Source organism: Xanthomonas sp. CFBP 7698 (assembly GCF_003600855.1).
Lineage (GTDB): Bacteria > Pseudomonadota > Gammaproteobacteria > Xanthomonadales > Xanthomonadaceae > Xanthomonas > Xanthomonas cannabis.
Map to the genome: position 1 here is coordinate 374,993 of NZ_PRDN01000002.1, position 22,679 is coordinate 397,671.

Sequence of the window (22,679 nt, forward strand, 5' to 3'; positions counted from 1 at the left end):
CCCGAGGCCTCCCCCATGTCCGAACTTTCCTATCGCCGCATCCTTCTCAAACTTTCCGGGGAGGCGCTGATGGGAGACGGGGACTACGGCATCGACCCCAAAGTCATCAATCGCCTGGCCCATGAAGTGATCGAAGCCCAGCAGGCCGGTGCGCAGGTCGCGCTGGTCATCGGCGGCGGCAACATCTTCCGCGGCGCCGGTCTGGCCGCCAGCGGCATGGACCGCGTCACCGGCGATCACATGGGCATGCTGGCCACGGTGATCAATGCGCTGGCGATGCAGGATGCGCTGGAGAAGCTCGGCGCCAAGGTGCGCGTGATGAGCGCGATCAAGATCAACGATGTCTGCGAAGACTTCATCCGCCGCCGCGCCATGCGTCACCTGGAAAAGGGACGCATCGCGATCTTCGCTGCCGGCACCGGCAACCCGTTTTTCACCACCGACTCCGGCGCGGCGCTGCGCGCGATCGAGATCGGCGCCGACCTGCTGCTCAAGGCAACCAAGGTCGACGGCGTCTACGACAAGGACCCGAAGAAGCACACCGATGCGGTGCGCTACGACAGCCTGACCTACGACGAAGTCATCCTGCAGGGCCTGGAAGTGATGGACACCGCGGCCTTCGCACTGGCACGCGACAGCGACCTGCCGCTGCGCATCTTTGGCATGAGCGAGCCCGGCGTGCTGCTGCGCATCCTGCGCGGCGAGCAGATCGGCACGCTGGTGCAGGGCCGTAGCTGAGGCCGGGAATCGGGATTGGGGAATCGGGAATCGTTAGAGCGCAGTGCTGACGCCTGCCTTGATGCCTGTCCGTCGAGCGCCTCCAGCGGCAAGCGACGCTTGCAAGTGAACCGGCTGCGCGGGTCCTGACGGCCTGCGAGTCGTGAAACCCCAGTCCCGGCTATAATCCCCGGATTCAGCTCCACACGGATTCCGGCGATGCTCACCCAGATCAAACAAGACGCGCAGACGCGCATGACCAAGAGCATCGATGCTCTGCGCCATTCCCTCACCACCATCCGCACCGGCCGTGCCTCGCCGGCGCTGCTGGACGGTATCAAGGTCAAGGCCTACGGCACCGACACGCCCCTGAATCAGGTCGCCAGCATCAGCGTCTCCGAAGGCCGCTCGCTGGTCATCAGCCTGTTCGACAAGGGCATGATCAAGGACGTGGAAAAAGCCATCTATGCCTCGGATCTGGGCCTGACCCCGACCGTGGTGGGCACCGTGATCCGCCTGAACCTGCCGCCGCTGACCGAGGAGCGCCGCAAGGAGCTCAGCAAGTCGGTGCATGGCGAAGGCGAAGACAGCAAGGTGGCGATCCGCAACATCCGCCGCGATGCCAACCAGCAGGTCAAGGATCTGCTCAAGGACAAGGCCGTCACCGAAGACGAGGCCCGCAGCGCCGAAGACGACATCCAGAAACTGACCGACAAGGCCATCAAGGACGTGGATGAGGTCGTCAAGGGCAAGGAACAGGAATTGATGACGGTCTGATCGTGGCATCGCCTGCCATGCATCCAGTCCCTTCCTCCGACGCGATACCGCGCCACATTGCCATCATCATGGATGGCAACGGGCGTTGGGCGCAGCGTCGGCGACGTCCGCGCATGATCGGCCATCGCGCCGGTGCGCGGGCGGTCAACCGCACCATCGATTTCTGCCTTGAAAAAGGCGTCAGCGCGCTGACCCTGTTCGCGTTCTCCAGTGAAAACTGGGGCCGCCCGCAGGAAGAAGTGGATGCGCTGATGAAGCTCTTCCTGCACGCGCTGGACCGCGAGGTCGACGAACTGCAGCGACGCGGCGTGCAGGTGCGTTTCATCGGCGAGCGCAGCCGCTTCGCCGCCCCGTTGCGCGACCGCATGGCGGCAGCCGAACGCAGCACCGCCGGCAACGCGCGGCTGGTGCTGAGCATCGCGGCCAGCTATGGCGGCCGCCAGGACATCGCTGCGGCTGCCCGCGCATTGGCCGAAGAGGTGGCCGCCGGTCGCCTGCAACCGCAGCAGATCGACGAAGCCCTGCTCGCCAGCCGGGTGGCCCTGGCCGACCTGCCGGCGCCGGATCTGTTCATCCGAACCGGTGGTGATACCCGCATCAGCAATTTCCTGCTGTGGCAGCTGGCCTACACCGAGCTGTGGTTCACCGAAACCCTGTGGCCGGAGTTCGATGCCGGCGTCCTGCAGCAGGCGCTGGATGATTACGCCGGGCGCGAACGTCGCTTCGGCCTGACCAGCGCCCAGATCGCCGAGAAGGCGACGGAGACTTCCTCCGCATGACCAAGACCCGCGTGATTGCCGCGTTGATCATGGCGCCGCTCGCCATCTGCGCGATCGTGCTGCTGCCCACGCAGTGGCTGGCGGCGCTGGCGGCGGTGCTGTTCCTGACCGGGCTGTGGGAATGGCTCAAGCTCTCCGGCATCGACGACAGCCTGCCGCGCACCGTGCTGCTGATGCTCAACCTGCTGCTGATGGTACTGATGGTGTGGGCTTCGGCCGGCTCCATGGTGCTGTTCCAGATCGCCGCCCTGGTGGGCGTGGTGTGGTGGGTGCTGGCGCTGCTGTGGCTGCGCTTCTTCACCTTTGGTGCCGATCACGGCAACGGCCAGGCACGCGCGCTCAAACTGGCCGCCGGCACCCTGGCGGTGCTGCCGGCCTGGGCCGCGCTGGTGCTGCTGCATGCCAACCCGGACAAGGGCAACCTGTGGCTGCTGACCGCGCTGACCATGGTCTGGGCGGCCGACTCGGGCGCGTATTTCGCCGGGCGCGCGTTCGGCAAGCACAAGCTGGCGCCGCGCATCAGCCCCAACAAGACCATCGAAGGGCTGCTCGGCGGCATGGTCGCCGGTATCGCGGTGGCCTGCGCGTTCGGCTGGCTGGCCGGATTGACCCTGGCGCATGTGCCACAGCTGGTGCTGGTTGCGGCCGTCGCTGTACTGGCCTCGGTGCTGGGCGACCTGTTCGAGAGCCTGCTCAAGCGCCATGCCGGCGCCAAGGACTCGGGCACGGTGATCCCGGGCCACGGCGGCGTGCTGGATCGTATCGATGGCGTGCTCGCCGCCCTGCCGGTGTTCGCACTCGGCAAGGAAATTCTCGGATTCTAAGCATGGCTGGCTCTTCTCCCCGCCAGGTCGCCGTCTTCGGCGCGACCGGCTCGATCGGCACGTCGGCCCTGGACGTCATCGCCCGCCATCCGGACCGGCTGCGCGCCTGCGTGCTGTCGGCCGGCAGCCAGGTCGATGCCCTGCTGGCGCTGTGCGCCACGCACCGGCCCGCGCATGCGGTGATCGCCGACCAGGCGCTGTACCCGCTACTGCGCGACGGCCTGCGCGCCGCCGGCCTGGCCACCCAGGCGCATGCCGGCACCGCAGCGCTGGACGCACTGGCCGGCAGCGATGCCTGCGATACCGTGGTGGCGGCCATCGTCGGCGCCGCCGGCCTGCCCTCGACCCTGGCAGCCGCGCGCGCCGGCAAGCGCCTGCTGCTGGCCAACAAGGAATCGCTGGTGCTGGCCGGCGAGCTGCTGACCCGCACCGCTGCTGCCGCCGGCGCTGAAATCATCCCGATCGACAGCGAGCACAGTGCCATCTTCCAGTGCCTGCGCTCGTGCGATGCCAGCCGCGGCGTACGCCGGGTGATCCTCACCGCCTCTGGCGGCCCGTTCCGGGGCTGGGACCGCACTGCGCTGTCGGCCGTGACGCCTGCGCAGGCGGTGGCCCACCCGAAGTGGTCGATGGGGCCGAAGATCTCGGTGGATTCGGCCACGCTGATGAACAAGGGCCTGGAAGTCATCGAGGCGCACCACCTGTTCGGACTGCCTGGCGGCAAGATCGATGTACTGGTGCACCCGCAGAGCCTGGTGCATTCGCTGGTCGAGTTCGTCGACGGCTCCACCTTGGCCCAGCTTGGCCTGCCGGACATGCGCACCACCCTGGCCGTTGGTCTGGCCTGGCCGGAGCGGGTCGACTCCGGAGTGGCGGGGCTGGACCTGCTGCAGCAGGGCCGGCTGGATTTCGAAGCTCCCGACACCGCGGCCTTCCCCTGCCTGCGGCTGGCCTGGGAGGCCTTGCGTGCTGGCGGAACCGCCCCGGCCATCCTGAACGCGGCCAACGAAGTGGCTGTTTCAGCGTTTCTTCAGGGCCGGATAGGTTTCCTAGCGATCCCAGCGTTGGTCGAACAAACGCTGACAACGCTTCCGCGGCACAATGCCGACACCCTCGACACCCTCCTTTCTGCCGACGCGCAAGCACGGCAGATCACCGAACGCGCCCTCGCCCAACACGCCTTTCATGCCTGATCGAACCACGCAACCGAGTTGCATCCATGGGTGATTTCATCGGTTCGGTCTGGTGGATGATCGTCAGCCTGGGTGTGCTGGTGACCTTCCACGAATTCGGCCACTTTTGGGTCGCACGCCGGTGTGGCGTCAAGGTGCTGCGGTTCTCCGTGGGCTTCGGCAAGCCGCTGTGGATGCGTCGCGACCGGCACGGTACCGAGTTCGTGGTGGCGGCCATTCCGCTGGGCGGCTACGTCAAGATGCTCGACGAGCGCGAAGGCGACGTGCACCCGGCCGAGCAGGATCAGGCATTCAATCGCAAGACCGTGTGGCAGCGCATCGCCATCGTGGCCGCCGGCCCGATCGCCAACCTGCTGCTGTGCATGGCGATGCTGTGGGCGATGTTCGTGGTCGGCAAGCAGGATTATTCGGCCACCGTCGGCCGCGTCGACGGCCTGGCCGCCGAGGCCGGGCTGACCCCGGGCGAGCGTATCGTGCGCATCGATGGCCGCGGCGTGAGCAGCTGGAGCGATGCCAGCATGCAGCTCACCACCGCGGCGATGGACCGGCGCGACATCCAGGTACTCACCGCCACCGAGGGCGCCGGCAACAGCGAGCACACCTTGCGCCTGTCGCAGCTGCCGGTCGGCTTCGACGAGCGCCGCGTGGCCTCGCTGGCCGGCATCGGCTGGCAGTTCATGCTGCAGCCGCCGGTGATCGCCGAGGTGGTGCCCGGCTCGGTCGCCGACGGCCTGCTCAAGCCGGGCGACCGCATCGTGGCCATCGACGGCCAGCCGATCCGCTCGGCCGAGGACATCATTCCGCAGGTGCAGGCGCTGGGTGAGCACGGCGGCCAGGGCATGATCGAGGTGGCGCGCAAGGGCGAACAGGGCGAAGACCGCCTGGCGCTGGAGATCGCCCCGCGCAAGTCGCCGCAGGGCCAGTGGATGATCGGTATCCGCCCGGCCGCCGCGCCCGCCCCGGCGTACGACAGCCGCCAGCAGTACGGCCTGTTTGCCGCGGTGCCGGCCGCGATCCGCGAAACCGGCCGGATGACCGCCGATTCGCTGGGCATGATGAAGCGCATGCTGACCGGCCAGGCCTCGGTCAAGAACATCTCCGGCCCGGTCACCATCGCGCGCGCCGCCAATGCCTCGGCCGAACGCGGGCTCGACTGGTTCCTGTATTTCCTTGGCCTGCTGTCGCTGAGCCTTGCGATCATCAACCTGATGCCCATCCCGATCTTGGACGGTGGGCATCTGCTGTATTACCTTATTGAGTTGGTCAAGGGCAGCCCGATCAGCGAACGGGCCATGATTGCCGGGCAATACGTCGGCCTGGCGGTCCTGGCCGGGCTGATGGGACTGGCGTTCTACAACGACATCCTTGGCCTGGTTCCACGATGAAACTGCTCCACTCTTTCCGCCTGTTGTCGTCGTCATACGCCGGCACCCAGCAACACCTGAAATCGACTCCAACCGGATGTGACATGACGCGTCTTCCCACTCGCCGCCTGCTTGCCCTCGCTCTTGCCGCCGGCCTCAGCCTGCCAGCCGTTGCCCTGGCCGCCGAGCCGTTCGTTGCCAGCGACATCCGCGTCGACGGCCTGCAGCGCATCGCTTCGGGCACCGTGTTCACCTATCTGCCGGTGAACCGTGGCGATACCGTGGACGATGCCAAGGTGGCCGACTCGATCCGCGCGCTGTACCGCACCGGCTTCTTCGAGGACGTGCAGCTGGACCGCCAGGGCAACATCCTGGTGATCACGGTCAAGGAGCGCCCGGCGATCAACAAGCTCACCGTGACCGGCAACAAGGACATCAAGTCCGAGGAGCTGCTCAAGGGCCTGGGCGACATCGGCCTGACCGAGGGCGGCACCTTCGACCGCCTGAGCCTGGACCGCGTGACCCAGGAACTGACCCGCCAGTACAACAACCGCGGCAAGTACAACGTCGAAATCACCCCCACGGTCAGCCCGCTGGACCGCAACCGCGTCGATGTGGCCATCGCGATCAAGGAAGGCAAGGCGGCCAAGATCCGCCACGTCAACCTGATCGGTACGGAAAAGTTCGCCAACGAGGACATCCTGGAGAACTGGGAGTCCAAGGAGCACAACTGGGCCTCGTGGTACCGCCGCGACGACCAGTACTCCAAGGAAAAGATGTCCGGCGACCTGGAAAAGCTCAATTCCTGGTACCTGGACCGCGGCTATGTGGACTTCAGCATCGACTCCACCCAGGTGTCGATCAGCCCCGACAAGCGCGACATGTTCGTCAGCGCCGGCGTGACCGAGGGCGAGCAGTACAAGATTTCCGAGATCAAGGTCACCGGCGACACCGTGCTGCCGCAGGCCGACATCGAGCGCCTGGTGATTCCCAAGGCCGGCGACATCTTCTCGCGCGCGCTGCTCGAATACACCTCCGATGCGATCACCAACACGCTGAGCAACGTCGGCTACGCGTTCGCCAAGGTCAATCCGATCCCGACCCCGAACCGCGAGGATCGCACCGTTGCGGTGAACCTGCAGGTGGTGCCCGGCCCGCGCGTGACCGTGCGCCGCATCCTCTACAAGGGCAATAGCCGCACCTCGGACGAAGTCTTGCGCCGCGAGATGCGCCAGTTCGAAAACACCTGGTACTCGCAGGCGGCGATCGACCGTTCCAAGATCCGTCTGCAGCGCCTGGGCTACTTCGAGTCGGTGAACGTGGAAACCCCTGCGGTGCCCGGTAGCAACGACCAGGTCGACGTGATCTATGACGTCAAGGAAACCACCTCGGGCAGCTTCGTGTTCGGCCTGGGTTTCTCACAGGCCTTCGGTGTGACCACCTCGGTGCAGTTGTCGCAGAACAACTTCCTGGGCGGTGGTAATCGTGTGGCAGTGGAAGCGTCGCGCAGCACCTTCCAGCAGCGTTATGCGTTCTCGTATACCAACCCGTTCTTTACCGATGACGGCGTGTCGCTGGGCTACAACCTGTCGTGGCGTTCGCTGGACTACTCGGACTTCAACACGGCGCAGTTCAACAGCAAGAACGGCTCGGCGCAGGTGGTGTTCGGCGTGCCGATCACCGAGAACGATACCGTCTCGGCGATGGTCGGTGTGGACAGCAACCAGATCACCACCTTCCCCGGCACCACGCCGCAGGCCATTGTCGATTACATCAGCGCGATCGGCACCAACACGTTCAAGGCCGTGCGTACCGAGTTCGGCTGGGCGCGCGACACCCGCAACGACTTCTTCATGCCGACGCGCGGCATGTACCAGCGCGTGGGCCTGGAAACCACCCTGCCCGGCTCGACGGTGGAGTATTACAAGCTCAACTATCAGATCTCGAACTACTGGCCGATCATTCCGGCGCTGGTGTTGAACACGCGCTTTGAACTGGGCTACGGCGACAGCTACGGCAAGGACAGTACGGCCGACATCTGTGGTGTGGTCACCAATGGGACGCTGAACCAGCAGGTTTGTAACGGCACCAACCGTCTTCGCAGCGTCACTGCCACCGGCCTTCCGTTCTACGAGAACTTCTACGCCGGCGGTACCAACTCGGTGCGCGGCTTCGAAGACAACACACTGGGTCCGCGCTCCGAAGCCATCAACGGCTTCACCCGCGGTCAGCCGCTGGGTGGCTCGTTCAAGACCGTCGGCTCGGTGGAAATGTATTTCCCGAAGCTGTTCGACAGCCCGTCGGCGCGCGTGTCGGCGTTCTTCGATTTCGGTAACGTCTACAGCGGCGTCGACAACTTCAAGGCCAACGAGCTGCGCGCCTCCACCGGTGTGGCGCTGTTGTGGCGCGCCCCGGTCGGCCCCATCTCGATCAGCTACGCATTCCCGCTGAAGAAGGAAGACAACGACGAGATCGAACGCCTGCAGTTCACCTTCGGCGGCCAGTTCTAAGAGACGTGAGCACAACAATGGCGGCCCGATATCTCGGGCCGCCATTGTTTGTTTAGGAACCGCTGGATCCTGCGCAGTTTTTAGCGGTAGCTATCCCAAACGGTGCTCAGGCAGGTGTAGGTGGCGCTCCAGTCGGACGCATCGACGCAGGCAATTTGCTGATCCCAGAAGCTATGCGCCTGGGCACGCTGATCGGCGAAGTCATCGGCCGACGCAGTAGTCACGGCGCCAAACAGGAGCAGGCTTCCGACAATGGAGAGGGCAGTTTTCATATGCTTCTTCCTAGGTTCGCCGCACGATTGCGACCTGCGAAGAGATACGCCCGCTTGTTTGGCGACTCTTTGGTCAGGTTTTTTTTTCGTAAAAACAGCCACTTAATGTTTACGCGAGGTTCACCCTGATGCACTTGACCGCCAGTGCGATTGCCGAACAGTTTGGCTTGACCGTCGTCGGCGACGGCACCACCGAAGTCACCGGTGTCGCCACCCTGGCCCATGCCGGCGCGGGGCAGCTGAGCTTCCTGTCCAACCCGCGCTATCGCCCGCACTTGGCCGAGACCCAAGCCGCAGTGGTGGTGGTGCGCGCCGACGATGCCGAGGCAGCCAAGGGCACCGCCCTGGTCGCCAAGGACCCGTACACCGCATTCGCCAAGATCGCCGCGCTGTTCGACGTGGCGCCGGTGCGCGCGCCCGGCATCCATGCGTCGGCAGTGATCGACCCCACCGCGCAGGTTTCGCCGGGTGCACATGTCGGCCCGTTCGTCAGCATCGGTGCGCGCAGCCGCGTGGGCGATGGCTGCGTGATCGGCACCGGCAGCATCATCGGCGAGGACTGCGTGGTGGACGAGGGCAGCGAGCTGCTGGCCCGGGTCACCCTGGTCACCCGCGTGCGGCTGGGCAAGCGCGTGCGGATCCACCCCGGCGCGGTGATCGGCGCCGATGGGTTCGGCCTGGCGATGGATGCCGGCCACTGGATCAAGGTGCCACAGCTTGGTGGGGTGGTGATCGGCGACGATTGCGAGATCGGCGCCAACACCTGCATCGACCGCGGCGCGCTGGAAGACACCGTGCTGGAAGAAGACGTGCGCGTGGATAACCTGGTGCAGATCGCGCACAACTGCCGCATCGGCGCGCACAGCGCGATTGCCGGCTGCACCGGCATTGCCGGCAGCGCCAAGATCGGCCGCTACTGCCTGCTCGGCGGGCATGTCGGCGTGGTCGGCCACCTGGAGATCTGCGACAAGGTGGTGATCACCGGCAAGTCGGTGGTGCGCAATTCCATTCACGAGCCGGGCGAGTATTCGTCTGGCACCCCTCTCACCGACAATCGCACGTGGCGCAAGAATGCCGCGCGCTTCAAACAACTCGATGCGCTGGCAAGGCGCATCCTGGCTGTGGGCAAGGAGAACGCATGAGTCACCCCGTTTACGAGCTGCCGATCGACGTCAACCAGATCCAGACGCTGATTCCGCACCGCTACCCGTTCCTGCTGATCGACCGGGTCATCGAGCTGGACCTGGAGGCCAAGCGCATCGTCGGGCAGAAGAACGTCAGCATCAACGAGCCTTTCTTTCAGGGCCACTTCCCGACCCGTCCGGTGATGCCGGGCGTGTTGATCATCGAAGCGTTGGCGCAGGCCGGCGGCGTGATGACCCAGCTCGGCCTGGGGCGCGATGCGCTGTCCAAGCTGTTCTACATGGTCAAGGTCGACAACGCGCGCTTCAACAAGCAGGTGGTGCCGGGCGACGTGCTGATTCTGGAAGTGCAGATGAAGCGCCTGATCCGCAACATGGGATGCTATTACGGCGAGGCCAAGGTCAACGGCGAAATCGTGGCCAGTGCCGAAGTCATGTGCGCCGGCGCCAAGGAATAATCCGTTTTTGGAGGTGAGACACGATGCGTGATCAAGCACCCTTGATTCATCCCACCGCCGTCGTCGATCCCTCGGCGCAGCTGGCCAGCGATGTGCGCGTCGGCGCGTTCTCGCTGATCGGCGCGGACGTGGAGATCGGCGCCGGCACCGAGGTGGGGCCGCATTGCTCGATCCATGGCCCAACCCGGATCGGCCGCAACAACCGCTTCATCGGGCATGCGGCCATCGGCGGCGAGCCGCAGGACAAGAAGTACGCCGGCGAACGCACCGAGCTGGTGATCGGCGACGGCAACGTGATCCGCGAGTTCGTCACCATCAACCGCGGCACCGGCGGCGGCGGCGGCATCACCGTGGTCGGCAACGACAACTGGATGCTGGCCTACACCCACGTGGCGCACGACTGCCATGTCGGCAACCACTGCGTGTTTTCCAACAACACCACCCTGGCCGGCCACGTCACCGTGGGCGACTACGTGATCATCAGCGGTTTTGCCGGCGCGCATCAGTTCTGCCGCATCGGCGCGCACGCCTTCCTGGGCATGGGCGCGCTGACCAACGGCGACGTGCCGCCGTTCACCATGGTCGGCAGCGAATCGCTGGGCCGCCCGCGCGGCATCAACAGCGAAGGGCTCAAGCGCCGCGGCTTCGACGCCGAACGCATCACCGCGATCAAGCGCGCCTACCGCACGCTGTATGTGGCCGGCCTGCCGCTGGCCGACGCGAAACTGCAGCTGGCCGAACAGGCCAAGAGCAGCGACGACGTGCGCGGGATGCTCGAGTTCATCGACGCGGCAGAACGGCCGTTGTTGCGATGACGGGAATCGGGAATCGGGAGTCGGGAATCGTGGACGGGCAGCGCAACGGCGCGTCAGTCGGCAGCGTTCCGACTGCGCTACCGATTCCCAATTCCCCACTCCCGATTCCGGGTGCGCGCGAGCGCGCACCCCGTATCGCGTTGATCGCCGGCGAAGCCTCCGGCGACATCCTTGGCGCGGGGCTGATCGAGCAGCTGCGGCTGCGCTATCCGACTGCCGAATTCGTCGGCATCGGTGGCGATGCGATGCGTGGCGTCGGGTGCCAGACCTGGTTCGATGCCAGCGAGCTGGCGGTGATGGGCCTGACCGAAGTGCTGCGCCATCTGCCGCGCCTGCTCAAGCTGCGCAGCGCGTTCCGGGAGCGCGTGCTGGCGTGGAAGCCGGATGTATTCATCGGCATCGATGCACCGGATTTCAATCTGCCGGTGGAGCGCTGGCTCAAGCAGCGCGGCATCAAGACCGTGCATTACGTCAGCCCCTCGGTGTGGGCGTGGCGCGAGAAGCGCGCCGAGAAGATCGGCGTCAGTGCCGATCTGGTGCTGTGCCTGTTCCCGATGGAGCCGCCGATCTACGCCAGGCACGGCGTGGATGCGCGCTTCGTCGGCCACCCGATGGCCGACGACATCGCTTACCAGGCCGACCGCGAGGCCGCGCGCGCCAAGCTCGGCATCTCCGCCTCCAGCACCGTGCTGGCCGTGTTGCCGGGCAGCCGGCATGGCGAGATCAGCCGGCTCGGCGACACCTTTTTCCAGGCCGCCTGGCTGGTCTCCGAGCATCTGCACAACCTGCACGTACTGGTGCCCGCGGCCAATCCGGGCTGCAAGCAAGTGCTGGCCGAGCAGCTCTCGCGTTCGTCGCTGCCGGTGCTGCGCTCGCACCTGCTCGACGGCCAGGCGCGCACCGCCATGCTGGCCGCCGACGTGGTGCTGCTGGCCTCCGGCACTGCCACACTGGAAGCCATGCTGGTCAAGCGCCCGATGGTGGTCGGCTACAAGGTGGCCCCGCTCACCTACCGCATCGTCAAGACGCTGGGCCTGCTCAAGGTCAACCGCTACGCGCTGCCCAACATCCTGGCCAACGATGACCTGGCCCCGGAGCTGATGCAGGACGACTGCACGCCCGAGCGGCTGTGCGTCGCCCTGCTCGACTGGTTCAAACACCCCGAGAAGGTCGCCGCCCTGCAATCGCGCTACCTGGCCCTGCACGCCGAACTGCGCCGCGACGCCTCGGCGCGCGCGGCCGACGCGGTGGCGGGGCTGCTGACGCAGCCGGAATTGGGAATCGGGAATCGGGAATCGGCAGGAGCCGGGCCATGAAGCGCTCACGCTCCCACGGTGCGATTGTCGTTCCGACGACGCAGGACGCCCTCTTCCACGATTCCCCATTCCCGATTCCCGATTCCCGCTTGACCGCCGGCGTCGACGAAGCCGGCCGCGGCCCGCTCGCTGGTCCCGTCGCGGTGGCGGCGGTGGTGTTCGACCCCGGCAAGCCGCGCATCAACGGGCTGGACGATTCCAAGCAGCTCACCGCCGAACGGCGCGAGCAGCTGTATGCGCGCATCGTCGACCGGGCGCTGGCCTGGTCGGTGGTGTTGATCGACAGCGAAGAGATCGACCGCATCAATATCTACCAGGCGACCATGCTCGGCATGCGCCGCGCGGTGGAAGGTGTGGCGCACGTGGCCGGATTTGCGCGCATCGACGGCAACCGGGTGCCCAAGGGGCTGCCCTGCCCCGCCGAGGCACTGATTGGCGGGGATGCCATCGACCGCGCCATCATGGCGGCCTCGATCGTGGCCAAGGTCACCCGCGACCGCCTGATGCACGAATTGCACGCGCAACACCCGGAATACCGCTTCGACCAGCACAAGGGCTACAGCACTCCGATCCATCTGGCCGCGCTGCAGAGCCACGGGCCCTGCCCGCAGCATCGGCGCAGCTTTGCGCCGGTGCGGTTGGCGCTGGAAGGCCGGGACCCGGGACCCGGGACCGGGGACCCGGAACAGCTGCGGATCGTGCAACACGCCGGCGCCGTCTAGGCACGGACCGGCGCCCCACCGCCCGTGCAGGAAGCGAGGCGCGGGCTTTCAACCAGGTGATCCACCGCTGTTCCGGGTCCCCGGTCCCGGGTCCCGGGTCCCGCCGCCCAGCTGTCAAGCCTTGTTCGCCTTCGCCCCCGCCGGTACCCTGACCGCGCATTATTCCGGTCTCGCATGTCCACTTCCCGCTTCGTCCATCTGCACGTCCACACCGAGTTCTCGCTGGCGGATTCCACCATCCGTGTGCCCGAGAAACCGGATCAGGCTGACCCGAAAAAGGCCAAGCAGGCCAACCTGCTGAGCCGGGCGGTCGAGCTCGACATGCCCGCGTTGGCAGTCACCGACCTCAACAACCTGTTCGCCCTGGTCAAGTTCTACAAGGCTGCAGAAGGCGTGGGCATCAAGCCGATCGCCGGCGCCGACGTGATGATCGCCACCCCGGACATGACACCGTGGCGCATGACCCTGCTGTGCCGCGACCGCGAAGGCTACCTGAGCCTGTCGCGGCTGCTGACGCGCGCCTGGATGGAAGGCCACCGCCCCGAAGGCGGCGTGGCGATCCATCCGGAATGGCTGCAGGCCGGGCACGCCAACCTGTTCGCGCTGGCCGGCCGCGACAGCCTGGCCGGGCGCCTGTTCAACGAGGGCCGCGCGGACCTTGCCGAGCAGCAGCTGGCCGACTGGCAGCGCGTGTTCGGCGATGGCCTGCACCTGGAACTGACCCGCACCGGGCGCGAGGGCGAGGAACGCTTCAACCAGTTCGCGCTGCATGCCGCCGGCGTGCGCGGGCTGCCGGTGGTGGCCAGCAACGATGTGCGTTTTTTGTACGCCAGCGACTTCAACGCGCACGAAGCGCGCGTGTGCATTTCGTCGGGCCGCGTGCTCGACGACCCCAAGCGCCCGCGCGACTACAGCGACCAGCAGTACATGAAGTCCAGCGAGGAGATGGCGGCGCTGTTCGCCGACATCCCCGACGCAATCGACAACACGCTGGCGCTGGCGCAGCGCTGCAACATCGAGATGCGCCTGGGCACCTACTTCCTGCCCGCCTATCCGGTGCCGGACGACGAGACGCTGGACAGCTGGATCCGCAGCCAGTCGCGCGACGGTCTGGCCGCACGCCTGGAAAAAAGCCCGATCGCACCGGGCAAGACGCGCCAGGACTACGTGGACCGGCTGGAATTCGAGCTGGACACCATCATCAAGATGGGCTTCCCCGGCTACTTCCTGATCGTGGCCGACTTCATCCAGTGGGGAAAGAACCAGGGCATTCCGATTGGCCCGGGGCGCGGTTCCGGTGCCGGTTCGCTGGTGGCCTGGGCGCTGCAGATCACCGACCTGGACCCGCTGCCGTACAACCTGCTGTTCGAGCGCTTCTTGAACCCCGAGCGCGTGTCGATGCCCGACTTCGACATCGACTTCTGCATGGACCGCCGCGACGAAGTCATCGACTACGTGGCGCGCAAGTACGGCCGCGAGCGCGTCAGCCAGATCATCACCTACGGCACCATGGCCGCCAAGGCGGTGGTGCGCGATGCCGGGCGCGTGCTCGGTTTCACCTACGGTCTGGTGGATAGCGTTGCCAAGCTGATCCCCAACATCCTGGGCATCACGCTCAAGGATGCCATGGGCGAAGGCAAGGATTCGGAGATGGCCTCGCCGGACCTAATCCAGCGCTACCAGGTCGAAGACGATGTGCGCGACCTGATGGATCTGGCGCGCCAGCTCGAAGACCTCACCCGCAACGCCGGCAAGCACGCCGGCGGCGTGGTGATCGCGCCCGAGCCGCTCTCCGAGTTCTGCCCGCTGTTCGCCGAACACGACGAAGACGGCCGCGGCAAGAACCCGGTGACCCAGTTCGACAAGGACGACGTCGAAGCGGTGGGCCTGGTGAAGTTCGACTTCCTCGGCCTGCGCACGCTGACCATCATCGATTGGGCGGTCAAGGCGATCAATGTGCGCCATGCGCGCGCCGGCATCGACCCGGTCGACATCACCACCATTCCGCTGGACGACGTGCCCACCTACAAGGGCGTGTTCGCCTCGGGCAATACCGGTGCAGTGTTCCAGTTCGAATCCTCGGGCATGCGCCGCCTGCTCAAGGACGCGCGCCCTGACCGCTTCGAAGACCTGATTGCGCTGGTGTCGCTGTATCGCCCCGGCCCGATGGACCTGATCCCGGACTTCAACGCGCGCAAGCATGGCCAGCAGGAGATCGTGTATCCCGATCCGCGCACCGAAGTCATCCTGAAAGACACCTACGGCATCATGGTGTACCAGGAGCAGGTGATGCAGATGGCGCAGATCGTCGGCGATTATTCGCTGGGCGGCGCCGACCTGCTGCGTCGCGCGATGGGCAAGAAGGTGCCGGCAGAAATGGCCAAGCACCGCGAAATCTTCCGCGAAGGTGCAGCCAAGGGCGGCGTGAGCGCGGCCAAGGCCGACGAAATCTTCGATTTGATGGAGAAGTTCGCCGGCTACGGTTTCAACAAGTCGCACGCCGCCGCGTACGCGTTGGTCAGCTACCAGACTGCGTGGCTGAAACGGCATTACCCGGCCGAGTTCATGGCCGCCACGCTGTCCTCGGACATGGACAACACCGACAAGGTGGTGGGCTTCCTGGATGAGGTGCGCAACCTCGGCCTCACCGTCAAGCCGCCGCGCGTCAACGAATCGGCCTACCAGTTCGAGGCCGCCAGCCCGGACACCATTCAATACGGGCTGGGCGCGATCAAGGGCGTGGGCCAGGGCGCGTGCGAGGCCATCGTCGAAGAACGCCGGCGCGGCGGCCCGTACACCACGCTGCTGGATTTCTGCACGCGCGTGGGTACCGCCAAGCTCAACCGGCGCACGCTGGAAGCGATGATCAATGCCGGCGCGATGGACGGGCTGGGCAAGAACCGCGCCTCGCTGATGCTGCAGTTGCCTGAGGTGATGAAGGCCACCGAGCAGATGGCGCGCGAACGCGCATCCGGGCAGAACTCGCTGTTCGGCGGTCCGGACCCGAGCGCGCCGGCGATGCGCCTGGACCTGCCCGAAAGCAAGGAATGGCCGTTGGGCCAGCTGCTCACCGGCGAGCGCGAAACGCTGGGCTTCTATCTCAGCGGCCACCCGTTCGACCCGCACCGCGAAGAAGTGCGCGAGTTGGTCGGTTGCGACCTCGGCGCGCTGGAAAAGATCCTCGCCTCGCAACAACGTGGCGGCGGCGGTGGTGGCGGCGACGGCGAAAAACGCGCCTGGCGCCCGGAGGTGAGCGCCATTCTTGCCGGCCAGGTGGTCGGCGTGCGCCGCAAGGGCGACAGCCAGGTGTTCGTGCAGCTCGAAGACGGCCGCGGCCGGGTGGAGTGCAGCGCGTTCTCCGATGCGATGGCCGAGTTCGGCCACCTGCTCACCCGCGACCGCATCCTGATCGTCAAGGGCGGCCTGCGCGAGGACGAATTCAACGGCGGCTACAGCCTGCGCATCCGCCAGTGCTGGGACTACGAGCAGATCTGCGCCGACCACGCGCAGCGACTGTCGCTGCGCCTGGACCTGCGCGAGAAGCAGGCCTTCAAGCGCATCGACGCGCTGCTGGCCAAGCACCGCCCCGGCAAGACCCCCCTGCGCCTGGACCTGCTGCTGCGCGCCCCCGGCGGCGGGGTGGCCGGCATGCTCGACCTCAACGGCAGCCACTCGGTGCGCATCGACCAGCAGCTGATGGACAGCCTGCGCGCCGACCCGGCGGTGCGGACGGTGAAGATCAAGTACAGCCCGCCGTGGGCGCAGTGAATCGGGAATCGGGAATGGGGAATCGCAAAAGCGTGGCGGCCCGGATACCTTGCTTTGATTCCCGATTCTCCATTCCCGATTCCGCTCCCAACGCCCCCGTACGGGCCAGCCACACCGCTTCAGCTACACTCCCCGCCTTACGTTGACGACGCCATTGCATGAATCCTAACTACCTCGACTTCGAGCAACCCATCGCCGATCTGGAAGCCAAGATCCAGGAACTGCGCAAGGCCAGTACCGGGCCTGCAGTCAACGTGGAAACCGAAGTCCGCGCCCTGCGCGACAAGCTGCGCGTGCGTACCGCGCAGATCTTCCGTGACCTGTCTGCCTGGCAAGTCTCGCAGCTGGCGCGTCATCCGCAGCGCCCGTACACGCTGGACTACATCGGCACCATCTGTGACGAATTCCAGGAACTGGCCGGCGACCGCGCCTATGCCGACGACAAGGCGATTGTCGGTGGCCTGGGCCGTATCGACGGCCGCCCGGTGGTGATCATCGGGCACCAGAAAGGCCGCGACACCAAGGCCAAGGTGGCGCGCAACTTCGGCATGCCGCGCCCGGAGGGCTACCGCAAGGCGCTGCGCCTGATGAAGCTGGCCGAGCGTTTCCGCCTGCCATTGCTGACCTTCATCGACACCCCCGGCGCCTACCCGGGCATCGGTGCGGAAGAGCGCGGCCAGTCCGAGGCGATCGCGCGCAATCTGCTGGAAATGGCCGAACTCAAGATCCCGGTGATCTGCACGGTGATCGGCGAAGGCGGCTCCGGTGGCGCGCTGGCGATCGGCGTGGGCGACCGCACCCTGATGCTGGAATACGGCACCTATTCGGTAATTTCGCCGGAAGGCTGCGCCTCGATCCTGTGGAAGGACGCGGCCAAGGCCAAGGACGCCGCCGAACAGCTCGGCCTGACCGCCAAGCGTCTGAAGGGCCTGGGCCTGGTGGACAAGGTGATCCGCGAGCCCACCGGCGGCGCGCACCGCAATCCCGAGCAGATGGGCAAGCGCCTGAAGGCCGTGCTGCTCAACGAGCTGGACGGGCTGGAAAAGATCCCGGTGGAAACCTTGCTGCAGCAGCGCTACGAGCGCCTGCGTAGCTACGGTGCCTACGAGGGGCACTGAACCTTCGCGCTCCGTGGCCCGGAGCGCGCGCAACCCGCTGCACGAAAGGACGTCCCAGCCAACCTGAGTCGCTGCTGCGGTCGATCGTGTTGCAGCTGGCCTGCTGCGTGCACGTGGTGCGCAGCGGTGGTCCGTCCTACCGGATGGTGATCCTGCTGACGTTTCAGGCCGGCATCGCGGCGACGTCAGCCTCGGCTCCTGCGTACGAGGCGACGCCATGCCGCCTTGCACGCAACGCCGCTCAGAACGGCTTGGCCAGCACCAGCCAGATCACACCGACCAGCAAGATCACCGGCACCTCGTTGAACAAGCGCAGTGCACGCCCGCTCGGGACGGCACGGCCCTGGTCCACGCCCTTCAGCCAGCGCCCGGCCACGATGTAGTGCGCCAGGATCAACGCAACCGCGAACAGCTTGGCGTGTAGCCAACCGCCGGTCACCATGGTCGGGAAATCGGGAATCACGCGGTAGCCCTGCCACAGCACTGCGCCCAGCAGCAGCGCCAGCCCCAGCATGCTGTGGCCGAATTTGTACAGTCGCCGGCCCATCAGCACCAGGCGTGCGCGCACTGCAGATTCGCTGCCGGCTTCGGCGATGTTGACCAGGATGCGTGGCAGATAGAACACCGCCGCCATCCAGGCGATCACGAACAACAGATGGAAGGTCTTGATCCACAAATACAGGGTCATGCGCTGGCTCCGTTGGCTCGCGTAGGATGGCCCGCATTTTCACCCATCCGCACGCGCGAAAGCAGCTGAGACCATGCAGCAGTCAGACCAGAAACAGTACGACGCCCAGTATTTCCGCCGCTGGTATCGCGATGCCGGGCTGGCCGACCCCGTCCGCCTGCGACGCAAGGTCGCACTCGCGGTCGCACAGGCCGAGTACTACCTGGAACGCCCGATCCGCAGCGTGCTGGATGTCGGCTGCGGCGAAGCCGCATGGCGCGCGCCCTTGCTGGCGCTGCGGCCCAAGCTCAGCTACCTGGGCTTTGACAGCAGCGACTACGCCGTCCGGCGCTACGGCCGTAGCCGCCAGATCCACCCTGCCCGCTTCGGCGACTTCGCCTGGCTGCGCCCCTGCGCACCGGTGGACCTGCTGATCTGCTCGGATGTCCTGCATTACGTGCCCACGCGCGAATTCAATCAGGGCCTGCCCGGGTTGGCCGAAATGTGCGCAGGCGTGGCGTTTCTGGAAACCTTTGCCGAAGAAGATGCCTTCGAAGGCGACCATGACGGTTTTCAGGCGCGGCCATCGCGCTGGTACCGGCGCCGCTTCGCCAGCGTGGGCTTTACTGCGCTCGGGTCGCACTGCTGGTTGTCGCCGCAATTGGCTGGAGAGACGTCTGCATTGGAGCGCAGCTGAGCAGGTGTTCGCGGCTACCGGCGACCGGAAGAAGTCCCTCGCAGGAACGGGTTGCGGTGACGTGCCAGGCTCGACGTGGTTGGTGTATCGCCAGGTCGTCTTTGAGTCCGCGAGGGCTTTGCCCGTACCCTCACCCCAACCCCTCTCCCGCAGGAGAGGGGCTTGCTTCTGCAGGCACTTCGACAGGACCGCCGATTACATGCTGGTCGCATCGCTCCCAACGTTATCCGGCGCCGAACGCGATCTCCCACCCGTGCGCACCATCCGATGAGCACAGACAGCAGCAGATAACGCAGCCTATGTCTGCCATAGCTCCCATGACAGCCTCAACCGCCCGGAGCCCCATTAAGGTGCAAATGCGCCAAACCCGGTATGCTGCGCGGCAGCAAAACCGCACGGATGGGTGGAATGCTTTATCAACTGCATGAGCTGACCCGCAATCTGCTAGCCCCCTGGGTGCATCAGGCCCAGGCGAACGCCAAGATGTTCTCCGACCCCGACAGCCTGTGGGCATCGCTTCCCGGTGCCGAACGCATGGCCGCCAGCAACGAGCTGTTCCATCGGCTGGGCAAGGAATACGAAAAGCCTGCCTGGGCGCTGGACGATGTCGAGGTCGATGGCCACTCGCTGCCGATCATCGAACGCGAAGTGTTGAGCAAGCCGTTCTGCCGGCTGCTGCGCTTCAAGCGTTTCAGCGACCACGTCGAGCTGATCGGCAAGATGAAGGAGCAGCCGGCCGTGTTGGTGGTTGCGCCGTTGTCAGGCCACCACGCCACGCTGCTGCGCGACACCGTGCGCACCCTGCTGCGCAACCACAAGGTCTATGTGACCGACTGGGTGGACGCGCGCATGGTGCCGCTGGAAGCAGGCGCGTTCCGGCTGGAGGACTACATCACCTACATCCAGGAGTTCATCCGCCATATCGGCGCCGAGCGCCTGCATGTGGTGAGCGTGTGCCAGCCCACGGTACCGGTACTGGCGGCGGTGTCGCTGATGGCCAGCAACGACGAACCCACCCCGCGCTCGCTGGTGATGATGGGTGGGCCGATCGATGCGCGTCGCAGCCCTACCCAGGTCAACAACCTGGCCACGGAAAACGGCATCGAGTGGTTCCAGAACAACCTGATCCACACCGTGCCGTTCCCGTATCCGGGCCATGGCCGTCAGGTGTATCCGGGCTTCCTGCAACACGCCGGCTTTCTGTCGATGAATCCCAACCGGCACGTGATGTCGCACTGGGATTTCTACACCGATCTGGTCAAGGGCGACCTGCAGGATGCGCAAGCACACCGGCAGTTCTACGACGAATACAACGCTGTGCTCGACATGCCGGCAGAGTATTACCTGGATACCATTCGCGTGGTGTTTCAGGAGTTTTTGCTGCCGCAGGGCAAGTGGAAAGTGGATGGCCAACTGGTCAAGCCATCGGCGATCCGCAATACCGCGCTGCTGAGCATCGAAGGCGAGCTGGACGACATCGCCGGCCTCGGCCAGACCGAAGCGGTACACGATCTATGCACCGGCATCGATGCGGCGCATCGCCGCCATCTGGTGGTGGAAGGCGCCGGTCACTACGGCATCTTCAGTGGCCGTCGTTGGCGTGAAGTGGTGTATCCGCAGGTACGCGAATTCATCGCCCGCTACGATGCCGACCCGGTCGGCAGCCGCGACCCGGCCACCGTGACCCCGATCCGCAAGCGCGGCAAACGCGCCTGAACCAAGAAATAAAATCCCCGGCACGGCCGGGGATTTTTTTGCATCGCCACTGAGGTCGCCCGGCAAACCTGCTACGCAACCGCCAGGCGTGCGCGGCAGGCGTCCACAATCGGTATATCTCGCTCGCACACTCCGGTTCCTGTGCGCTGCCCACACCCGACCGACAACTGCTCGCCACGTGTTGTCAGCTGTTCTACGTGCGACAGCACGCCAAGCAATGCCGGCCTGCAAACGCCATCATCGATGCCGTGCATGCTGATACATCGCTCGCGCGCGTCACGCAGCCGCGTCGCCACTCTTGACCAACAGCTGCTTGGCGAACATGCCGTGCAGCTTGCCGAAGGCGCGCGCCAGATGCAGCGTGACAAACAACAACAGCACGCCCACCGCGAACAACGGCAACGTCAGCCAGGAACCGGTGATGTCCACGCCATCCCAGGTCAGCACGGCCGTGTTGTCGAACAACACGACAAGCGGTGAAGCGGCCAGCCCCAGCGACAGCGACAGCAGCGTGCAAAACACGGTGAAGTAGAGAGTTCCCAGCGGCAGCATCAACACGAAGTACAGCATCGTGCTCCAGGTGCGCACGTCGGTGAACATCGCGCCGATGCGTTGCAGCCAACTGCCCTGCAGGCCCGGATGTTGCGGGCGACGCGGCATGCGCACGCCCAGCAGCGTCTCGACCACGCGGCCTTCCACCAGCGACAACACCCGTACCGAGCCGAAGAACAACACCAGCAACGGCACGCCGATGATCAGGATCAGCAGCCCGATCGACAGGCTCGCGCCAGTGACGACCCAGGTGAAATAAAACACGCCGGTAAGCAGCGACAGCAGCATGTAGAACAGTGCGCCATAGGTGCGCGGGTCGGCTGCCACACCGAAGAAGTTGGCAATCCACGATGCGCGTTTGGGCGGCGCCGGAGGACGCAACGCGCGGGTCACGGTCACTTCGGTTTCGCGGTAGATCTCGGCCACTTCCTCCGGCGCGCCGTAGCTGCCAGCCACGTCTGCAATGACCTCCGCCTCGCTCTTGCCGTGCTGTTCCGCAAGCTCGGCGCGCAGATATTCTTCGGCGTCGTAGAGCGCGTCCTGGATCATCGCCGGGTCGGCCCCCGCCAGCGCCTGTCGTAGCTGCGCCAGGTAATCGGAAATGGTGGTTGGCAACGGATGTGACTGCGCAACTGTATTCATGAGTGGGTCCCCTGCAGCACTGAATCAACGGAATCTCGGGTGGCACGCCAGGCGGCGGTCCAGTCGCGCAGGCAGTCACGCCCGCTGTCGGTAATGCGGTAATAACGGCGCGGCGGCCCAGACGCGGATGGCTCGATATGGCTCTGCAACAGCCCTGCCCCTTCCAGATTGCGCAGTACCGGATACAAGGCGCTCTGCTTGCCGCTGAGCACGCCTTCCAGCCGCTCCAGCCGTTTGGCGATGAGATAGCCGTACAGCGGCTCGTCGGCCTGTGCCAGGACGGCCAGCAAGGCCAGCGACACGGTGCCCGCACTCAGCTCCTTCTGAAATTTGCGTAGGTGGATATCCGGCTCGCTCATCGGCCATCTCCGCTAGGTCGAAGGTGATGCTATGTAGAACCTAGCTATAGTGAATGTGCCGGTAGTCATGGGAATGGAGAATGGGGAATTGGGAATCGGAAAAGCACCGATACCAACACGCCAAGTTGGAATCCGCCTTTGCGATTTGCGATTTGCGATTTGCGATTTGCGATTCCCGATTCCCGATTCCCGCCCCTGTCGCGCCCGCCTGCGCAAACCCCAGTGCGTTCATGAGCTTAGAACCTTTGGGTTACTGCGTTTCCGGCACGGC

The 22,679-nt window shown here is 65.6% G+C and carries 20 protein-coding genes and 1 other RNA gene; 17 read left to right on the plus strand and 4 right to left on the minus strand.

The window, feature by feature from the left end:
- Positions 1 to 15 precede the first annotated feature (15 nt).
- The 7 genes from pyrH (at position 16) to bamA (ending at position 8,164) form a co-directional block, all read left to right on the plus strand.
- The gene (gene pyrH, locus XnspCFBP7698_RS09470) at positions 16 to 738 is read left to right on the plus strand and encodes a UMP kinase (RefSeq protein WP_039412029.1); all 723 of its coding nucleotides are present in this window, start codon (positions 16 to 18) and stop codon (positions 736 to 738) included.
- A gap of 198 nt (positions 739 to 936) precedes the next feature.
- Complete coding sequence (gene frr / locus XnspCFBP7698_RS09475) at positions 937 to 1,494, plus strand: ribosome recycling factor (RefSeq protein ID WP_039412023.1); 558 nt, start codon at positions 937 to 939, stop codon at positions 1,492 to 1,494.
- A gap of 17 nt (positions 1,495 to 1,511) precedes the next feature.
- Positions 1,512 to 2,273: a polyprenyl diphosphate synthase gene (gene uppS / locus XnspCFBP7698_RS09480; protein ID WP_166743292.1), complete on the plus strand. Its 762-nt coding sequence runs from the start codon at positions 1,512 to 1,514 to the stop codon at positions 2,271 to 2,273.
- Positions 2,270 to 3,097 (plus strand): phosphatidate cytidylyltransferase, encoded by an 828-nt coding sequence (locus tag XnspCFBP7698_RS09485; protein WP_047693617.1) that lies wholly within the window; start codon positions 2,270 to 2,272, stop codon positions 3,095 to 3,097. Before uppS ends, XnspCFBP7698_RS09485 begins: the two co-directional genes overlap by 4 nt.
- Positions 3,098 to 3,099: 2 nt before the next feature.
- Positions 3,100 to 4,290, plus strand: a complete 1,191-nt coding sequence (locus XnspCFBP7698_RS09490) for a 1-deoxy-D-xylulose-5-phosphate reductoisomerase (protein ID WP_104581603.1) — start codon at positions 3,100 to 3,102, stop codon at positions 4,288 to 4,290.
- A gap of 26 nt (positions 4,291 to 4,316) precedes the next feature.
- Positions 4,317 to 5,675 (plus strand): RIP metalloprotease RseP, encoded by a 1,359-nt coding sequence (gene rseP, locus XnspCFBP7698_RS09495; RefSeq protein WP_104581602.1) that lies wholly within the window; start codon positions 4,317 to 4,319, stop codon positions 5,673 to 5,675.
- An 83-nt stretch (positions 5,676 to 5,758) separates the two neighbouring features.
- Complete coding sequence (bamA, locus tag XnspCFBP7698_RS09500) at positions 5,759 to 8,164, plus strand: outer membrane protein assembly factor BamA (RefSeq protein ID WP_199680127.1); 2,406 nt, start codon at positions 5,759 to 5,761, stop codon at positions 8,162 to 8,164.
- An 80-nt stretch (positions 8,165 to 8,244) separates the two neighbouring features.
- Here the strand turns inward: bamA and XnspCFBP7698_RS09505 are convergent, their stop codons facing one another.
- Positions 8,245 to 8,436 (minus strand): hypothetical protein, encoded by a 192-nt coding sequence (locus XnspCFBP7698_RS09505; protein WP_104581600.1) that lies wholly within the window; start codon positions 8,434 to 8,436, stop codon positions 8,245 to 8,247.
- A 128-nt stretch (positions 8,437 to 8,564) separates the two neighbouring features.
- On the opposite strand from XnspCFBP7698_RS09505, the gene lpxD reads away from it, so the two are divergent.
- The 7 genes from lpxD (at position 8,565) to XnspCFBP7698_RS09540 (ending at position 17,775) form a co-directional block, all read left to right on the plus strand.
- The gene (gene lpxD, locus XnspCFBP7698_RS09510) at positions 8,565 to 9,578 is read left to right on the plus strand and encodes a UDP-3-O-(3-hydroxymyristoyl)glucosamine N-acyltransferase (protein ID WP_104581599.1); all 1,014 of its coding nucleotides are present in this window, start codon (positions 8,565 to 8,567) and stop codon (positions 9,576 to 9,578) included.
- The gene (fabZ, locus tag XnspCFBP7698_RS09515; protein WP_039415369.1) at positions 9,575 to 10,036 is read left to right on the plus strand and encodes a 3-hydroxyacyl-ACP dehydratase FabZ; all 462 of its coding nucleotides are present in this window, start codon (positions 9,575 to 9,577) and stop codon (positions 10,034 to 10,036) included. Before lpxD ends, fabZ begins: the two co-directional genes overlap by 4 nt.
- A 23-nt stretch (positions 10,037 to 10,059) precedes the next feature.
- A complete protein-coding gene (gene lpxA / locus XnspCFBP7698_RS09520) occupies positions 10,060 to 10,851 on the plus strand; it encodes an acyl-ACP--UDP-N-acetylglucosamine O-acyltransferase (protein WP_104581598.1) in 792 nt (263 codons plus the stop codon).
- 29 nt (positions 10,852 to 10,880) lie between these two features.
- Positions 10,881 to 12,167, plus strand: a complete 1,287-nt coding sequence (gene lpxB, locus XnspCFBP7698_RS09525; RefSeq protein WP_147423590.1) for a lipid-A-disaccharide synthase — start codon at positions 10,881 to 10,883, stop codon at positions 12,165 to 12,167.
- Positions 12,164 to 12,889 (plus strand): ribonuclease HII, encoded by a 726-nt coding sequence (locus tag XnspCFBP7698_RS09530; RefSeq protein WP_123137391.1) that lies wholly within the window; start codon positions 12,164 to 12,166, stop codon positions 12,887 to 12,889. Before lpxB ends, XnspCFBP7698_RS09530 begins: the two co-directional genes overlap by 4 nt.
- 174 nt (positions 12,890 to 13,063) lie before the next feature.
- Positions 13,064 to 16,657 (plus strand): DNA polymerase III subunit alpha, encoded by a 3,594-nt coding sequence (gene dnaE, locus XnspCFBP7698_RS09535; RefSeq protein WP_104581596.1) that lies wholly within the window; start codon positions 13,064 to 13,066, stop codon positions 16,655 to 16,657.
- Between the two features lie 158 nt (positions 16,658 to 16,815).
- Complete coding sequence (locus XnspCFBP7698_RS09540; protein WP_104581595.1) at positions 16,816 to 17,775, plus strand: acetyl-CoA carboxylase carboxyltransferase subunit alpha; 960 nt, start codon at positions 16,816 to 16,818, stop codon at positions 17,773 to 17,775.
- 241 nt (positions 17,776 to 18,016) lie between these two features.
- On the opposite strand, the gene XnspCFBP7698_RS09545 is transcribed toward XnspCFBP7698_RS09540, so the two are convergent.
- On the minus strand, positions 18,017 to 18,463 hold the full coding sequence (locus XnspCFBP7698_RS09545) for a CopD family protein (RefSeq protein WP_039409600.1): 447 nt from the start codon (positions 18,461 to 18,463) through the stop codon (positions 18,017 to 18,019).
- A 73-nt stretch (positions 18,464 to 18,536) separates the two neighbouring features.
- Here XnspCFBP7698_RS09545 and XnspCFBP7698_RS09550 point away from each other — a divergent pair, with 73 nt between their 5' ends.
- The 3 genes from XnspCFBP7698_RS09550 to XnspCFBP7698_RS09560 all read left to right on the plus strand — a co-directional run bounded on the left by XnspCFBP7698_RS09550 (position 18,537) and on the right by XnspCFBP7698_RS09560 (position 21,045).
- Entirely contained in the window at positions 18,537 to 19,139 is a 603-nt protein-coding gene (locus XnspCFBP7698_RS09550; protein WP_104581594.1) for a class I SAM-dependent methyltransferase, read from the plus strand.
- A 372-nt stretch (positions 19,140 to 19,511) separates the two neighbouring features.
- Positions 19,512 to 20,855, plus strand: a complete 1,344-nt coding sequence (locus tag XnspCFBP7698_RS09555) for a polyhydroxyalkanoate depolymerase (RefSeq protein WP_184369851.1) — start codon at positions 19,512 to 19,514, stop codon at positions 20,853 to 20,855.
- A 114-nt stretch (positions 20,856 to 20,969) separates the two neighbouring features.
- Positions 20,970 to 21,045, plus strand: a non-coding RNA gene (locus tag XnspCFBP7698_RS09560) — sX9 sRNA.
- An 86-nt stretch (positions 21,046 to 21,131) separates the two neighbouring features.
- Here XnspCFBP7698_RS09560 and XnspCFBP7698_RS09565 read toward each other — a convergent pair.
- Both XnspCFBP7698_RS09565 and XnspCFBP7698_RS09570 read right to left on the minus strand, forming a co-directional pair.
- Positions 21,132 to 22,049 carry a sensor domain-containing protein gene (locus tag XnspCFBP7698_RS09565; RefSeq protein WP_104581593.1) on the minus strand — a complete coding sequence of 306 codons (918 nt, stop codon included), beginning with the start codon at positions 22,047 to 22,049 and terminating at the stop codon, positions 21,132 to 21,134.
- Positions 22,046 to 22,408: a PadR family transcriptional regulator gene (locus XnspCFBP7698_RS09570; RefSeq protein WP_104581592.1), complete on the minus strand. Its 363-nt coding sequence runs from the start codon at positions 22,406 to 22,408 to the stop codon at positions 22,046 to 22,048. The genes XnspCFBP7698_RS09565 and XnspCFBP7698_RS09570 overlap by 4 nt, the downstream gene beginning before the upstream one ends.
- Between the last annotated feature and the right edge of the window lie 271 nt (positions 22,409 to 22,679).

What these genes read in the sequence shown, in the direction of transcription:
- pyrH (WP_039412029.1), top strand. Translation starts at nt 16, where the DNA reads ATGTCCGAACTTTCCTATCGCCGCATCCTTCTCAAACTTTCCGGGGAG.
- frr (WP_039412023.1), top strand. Translation starts at nt 937, where the DNA reads ATGCTCACCCAGATCAAACAAGACGCGCAGACGCGCATGACCAAGAGC.
- uppS (WP_166743292.1), top strand. Translation starts at nt 1,512, where the DNA reads ATGCATCCAGTCCCTTCCTCCGACGCGATACCGCGCCACATTGCCATC.
- XnspCFBP7698_RS09485 (WP_047693617.1), top strand. Translation starts at nt 2,270, where the DNA reads ATGACCAAGACCCGCGTGATTGCCGCGTTGATCATGGCGCCGCTCGCC.
- XnspCFBP7698_RS09490 (WP_104581603.1), top strand. Translation starts at nt 3,100, where the DNA reads ATGGCTGGCTCTTCTCCCCGCCAGGTCGCCGTCTTCGGCGCGACCGGC.
- rseP (WP_104581602.1), top strand. Translation starts at nt 4,317, where the DNA reads ATGGGTGATTTCATCGGTTCGGTCTGGTGGATGATCGTCAGCCTGGGT.
- bamA (WP_199680127.1), top strand. Translation starts at nt 5,759, where the DNA reads ATGACGCGTCTTCCCACTCGCCGCCTGCTTGCCCTCGCTCTTGCCGCC.
- XnspCFBP7698_RS09505 (WP_104581600.1), bottom strand. Translation starts at nt 8,436, where the DNA reads ATGAAAACTGCCCTCTCCATTGTCGGAAGCCTGCTCCTGTTTGGCGCC.
- lpxD (WP_104581599.1), top strand. Translation starts at nt 8,565, where the DNA reads ATGCACTTGACCGCCAGTGCGATTGCCGAACAGTTTGGCTTGACCGTC.
- fabZ (WP_039415369.1), top strand. Translation starts at nt 9,575, where the DNA reads ATGAGTCACCCCGTTTACGAGCTGCCGATCGACGTCAACCAGATCCAG.
- lpxA (WP_104581598.1), top strand. Translation starts at nt 10,060, where the DNA reads ATGCGTGATCAAGCACCCTTGATTCATCCCACCGCCGTCGTCGATCCC.
- XnspCFBP7698_RS09530 (WP_123137391.1), top strand. Translation starts at nt 12,164, where the DNA reads ATGAAGCGCTCACGCTCCCACGGTGCGATTGTCGTTCCGACGACGCAG.
- dnaE (WP_104581596.1), top strand. Translation starts at nt 13,064, where the DNA reads ATGTCCACTTCCCGCTTCGTCCATCTGCACGTCCACACCGAGTTCTCG.
- XnspCFBP7698_RS09540 (WP_104581595.1), top strand. Translation starts at nt 16,816, where the DNA reads ATGAATCCTAACTACCTCGACTTCGAGCAACCCATCGCCGATCTGGAA.
- XnspCFBP7698_RS09545 (WP_039409600.1), bottom strand. Translation starts at nt 18,463, where the DNA reads ATGACCCTGTATTTGTGGATCAAGACCTTCCATCTGTTGTTCGTGATC.
- XnspCFBP7698_RS09550 (WP_104581594.1), top strand. Translation starts at nt 18,537, where the DNA reads ATGCAGCAGTCAGACCAGAAACAGTACGACGCCCAGTATTTCCGCCGC.
- XnspCFBP7698_RS09555 (WP_184369851.1), top strand. Translation starts at nt 19,512, where the DNA reads ATGCTGCGCGGCAGCAAAACCGCACGGATGGGTGGAATGCTTTATCAA.
- XnspCFBP7698_RS09565 (WP_104581593.1), bottom strand. Translation starts at nt 22,049, where the DNA reads ATGAATACAGTTGCGCAGTCACATCCGTTGCCAACCACCATTTCCGAT.
- XnspCFBP7698_RS09570 (WP_104581592.1), bottom strand. Translation starts at nt 22,408, where the DNA reads ATGAGCGAGCCGGATATCCACCTACGCAAATTTCAGAAGGAGCTGAGT.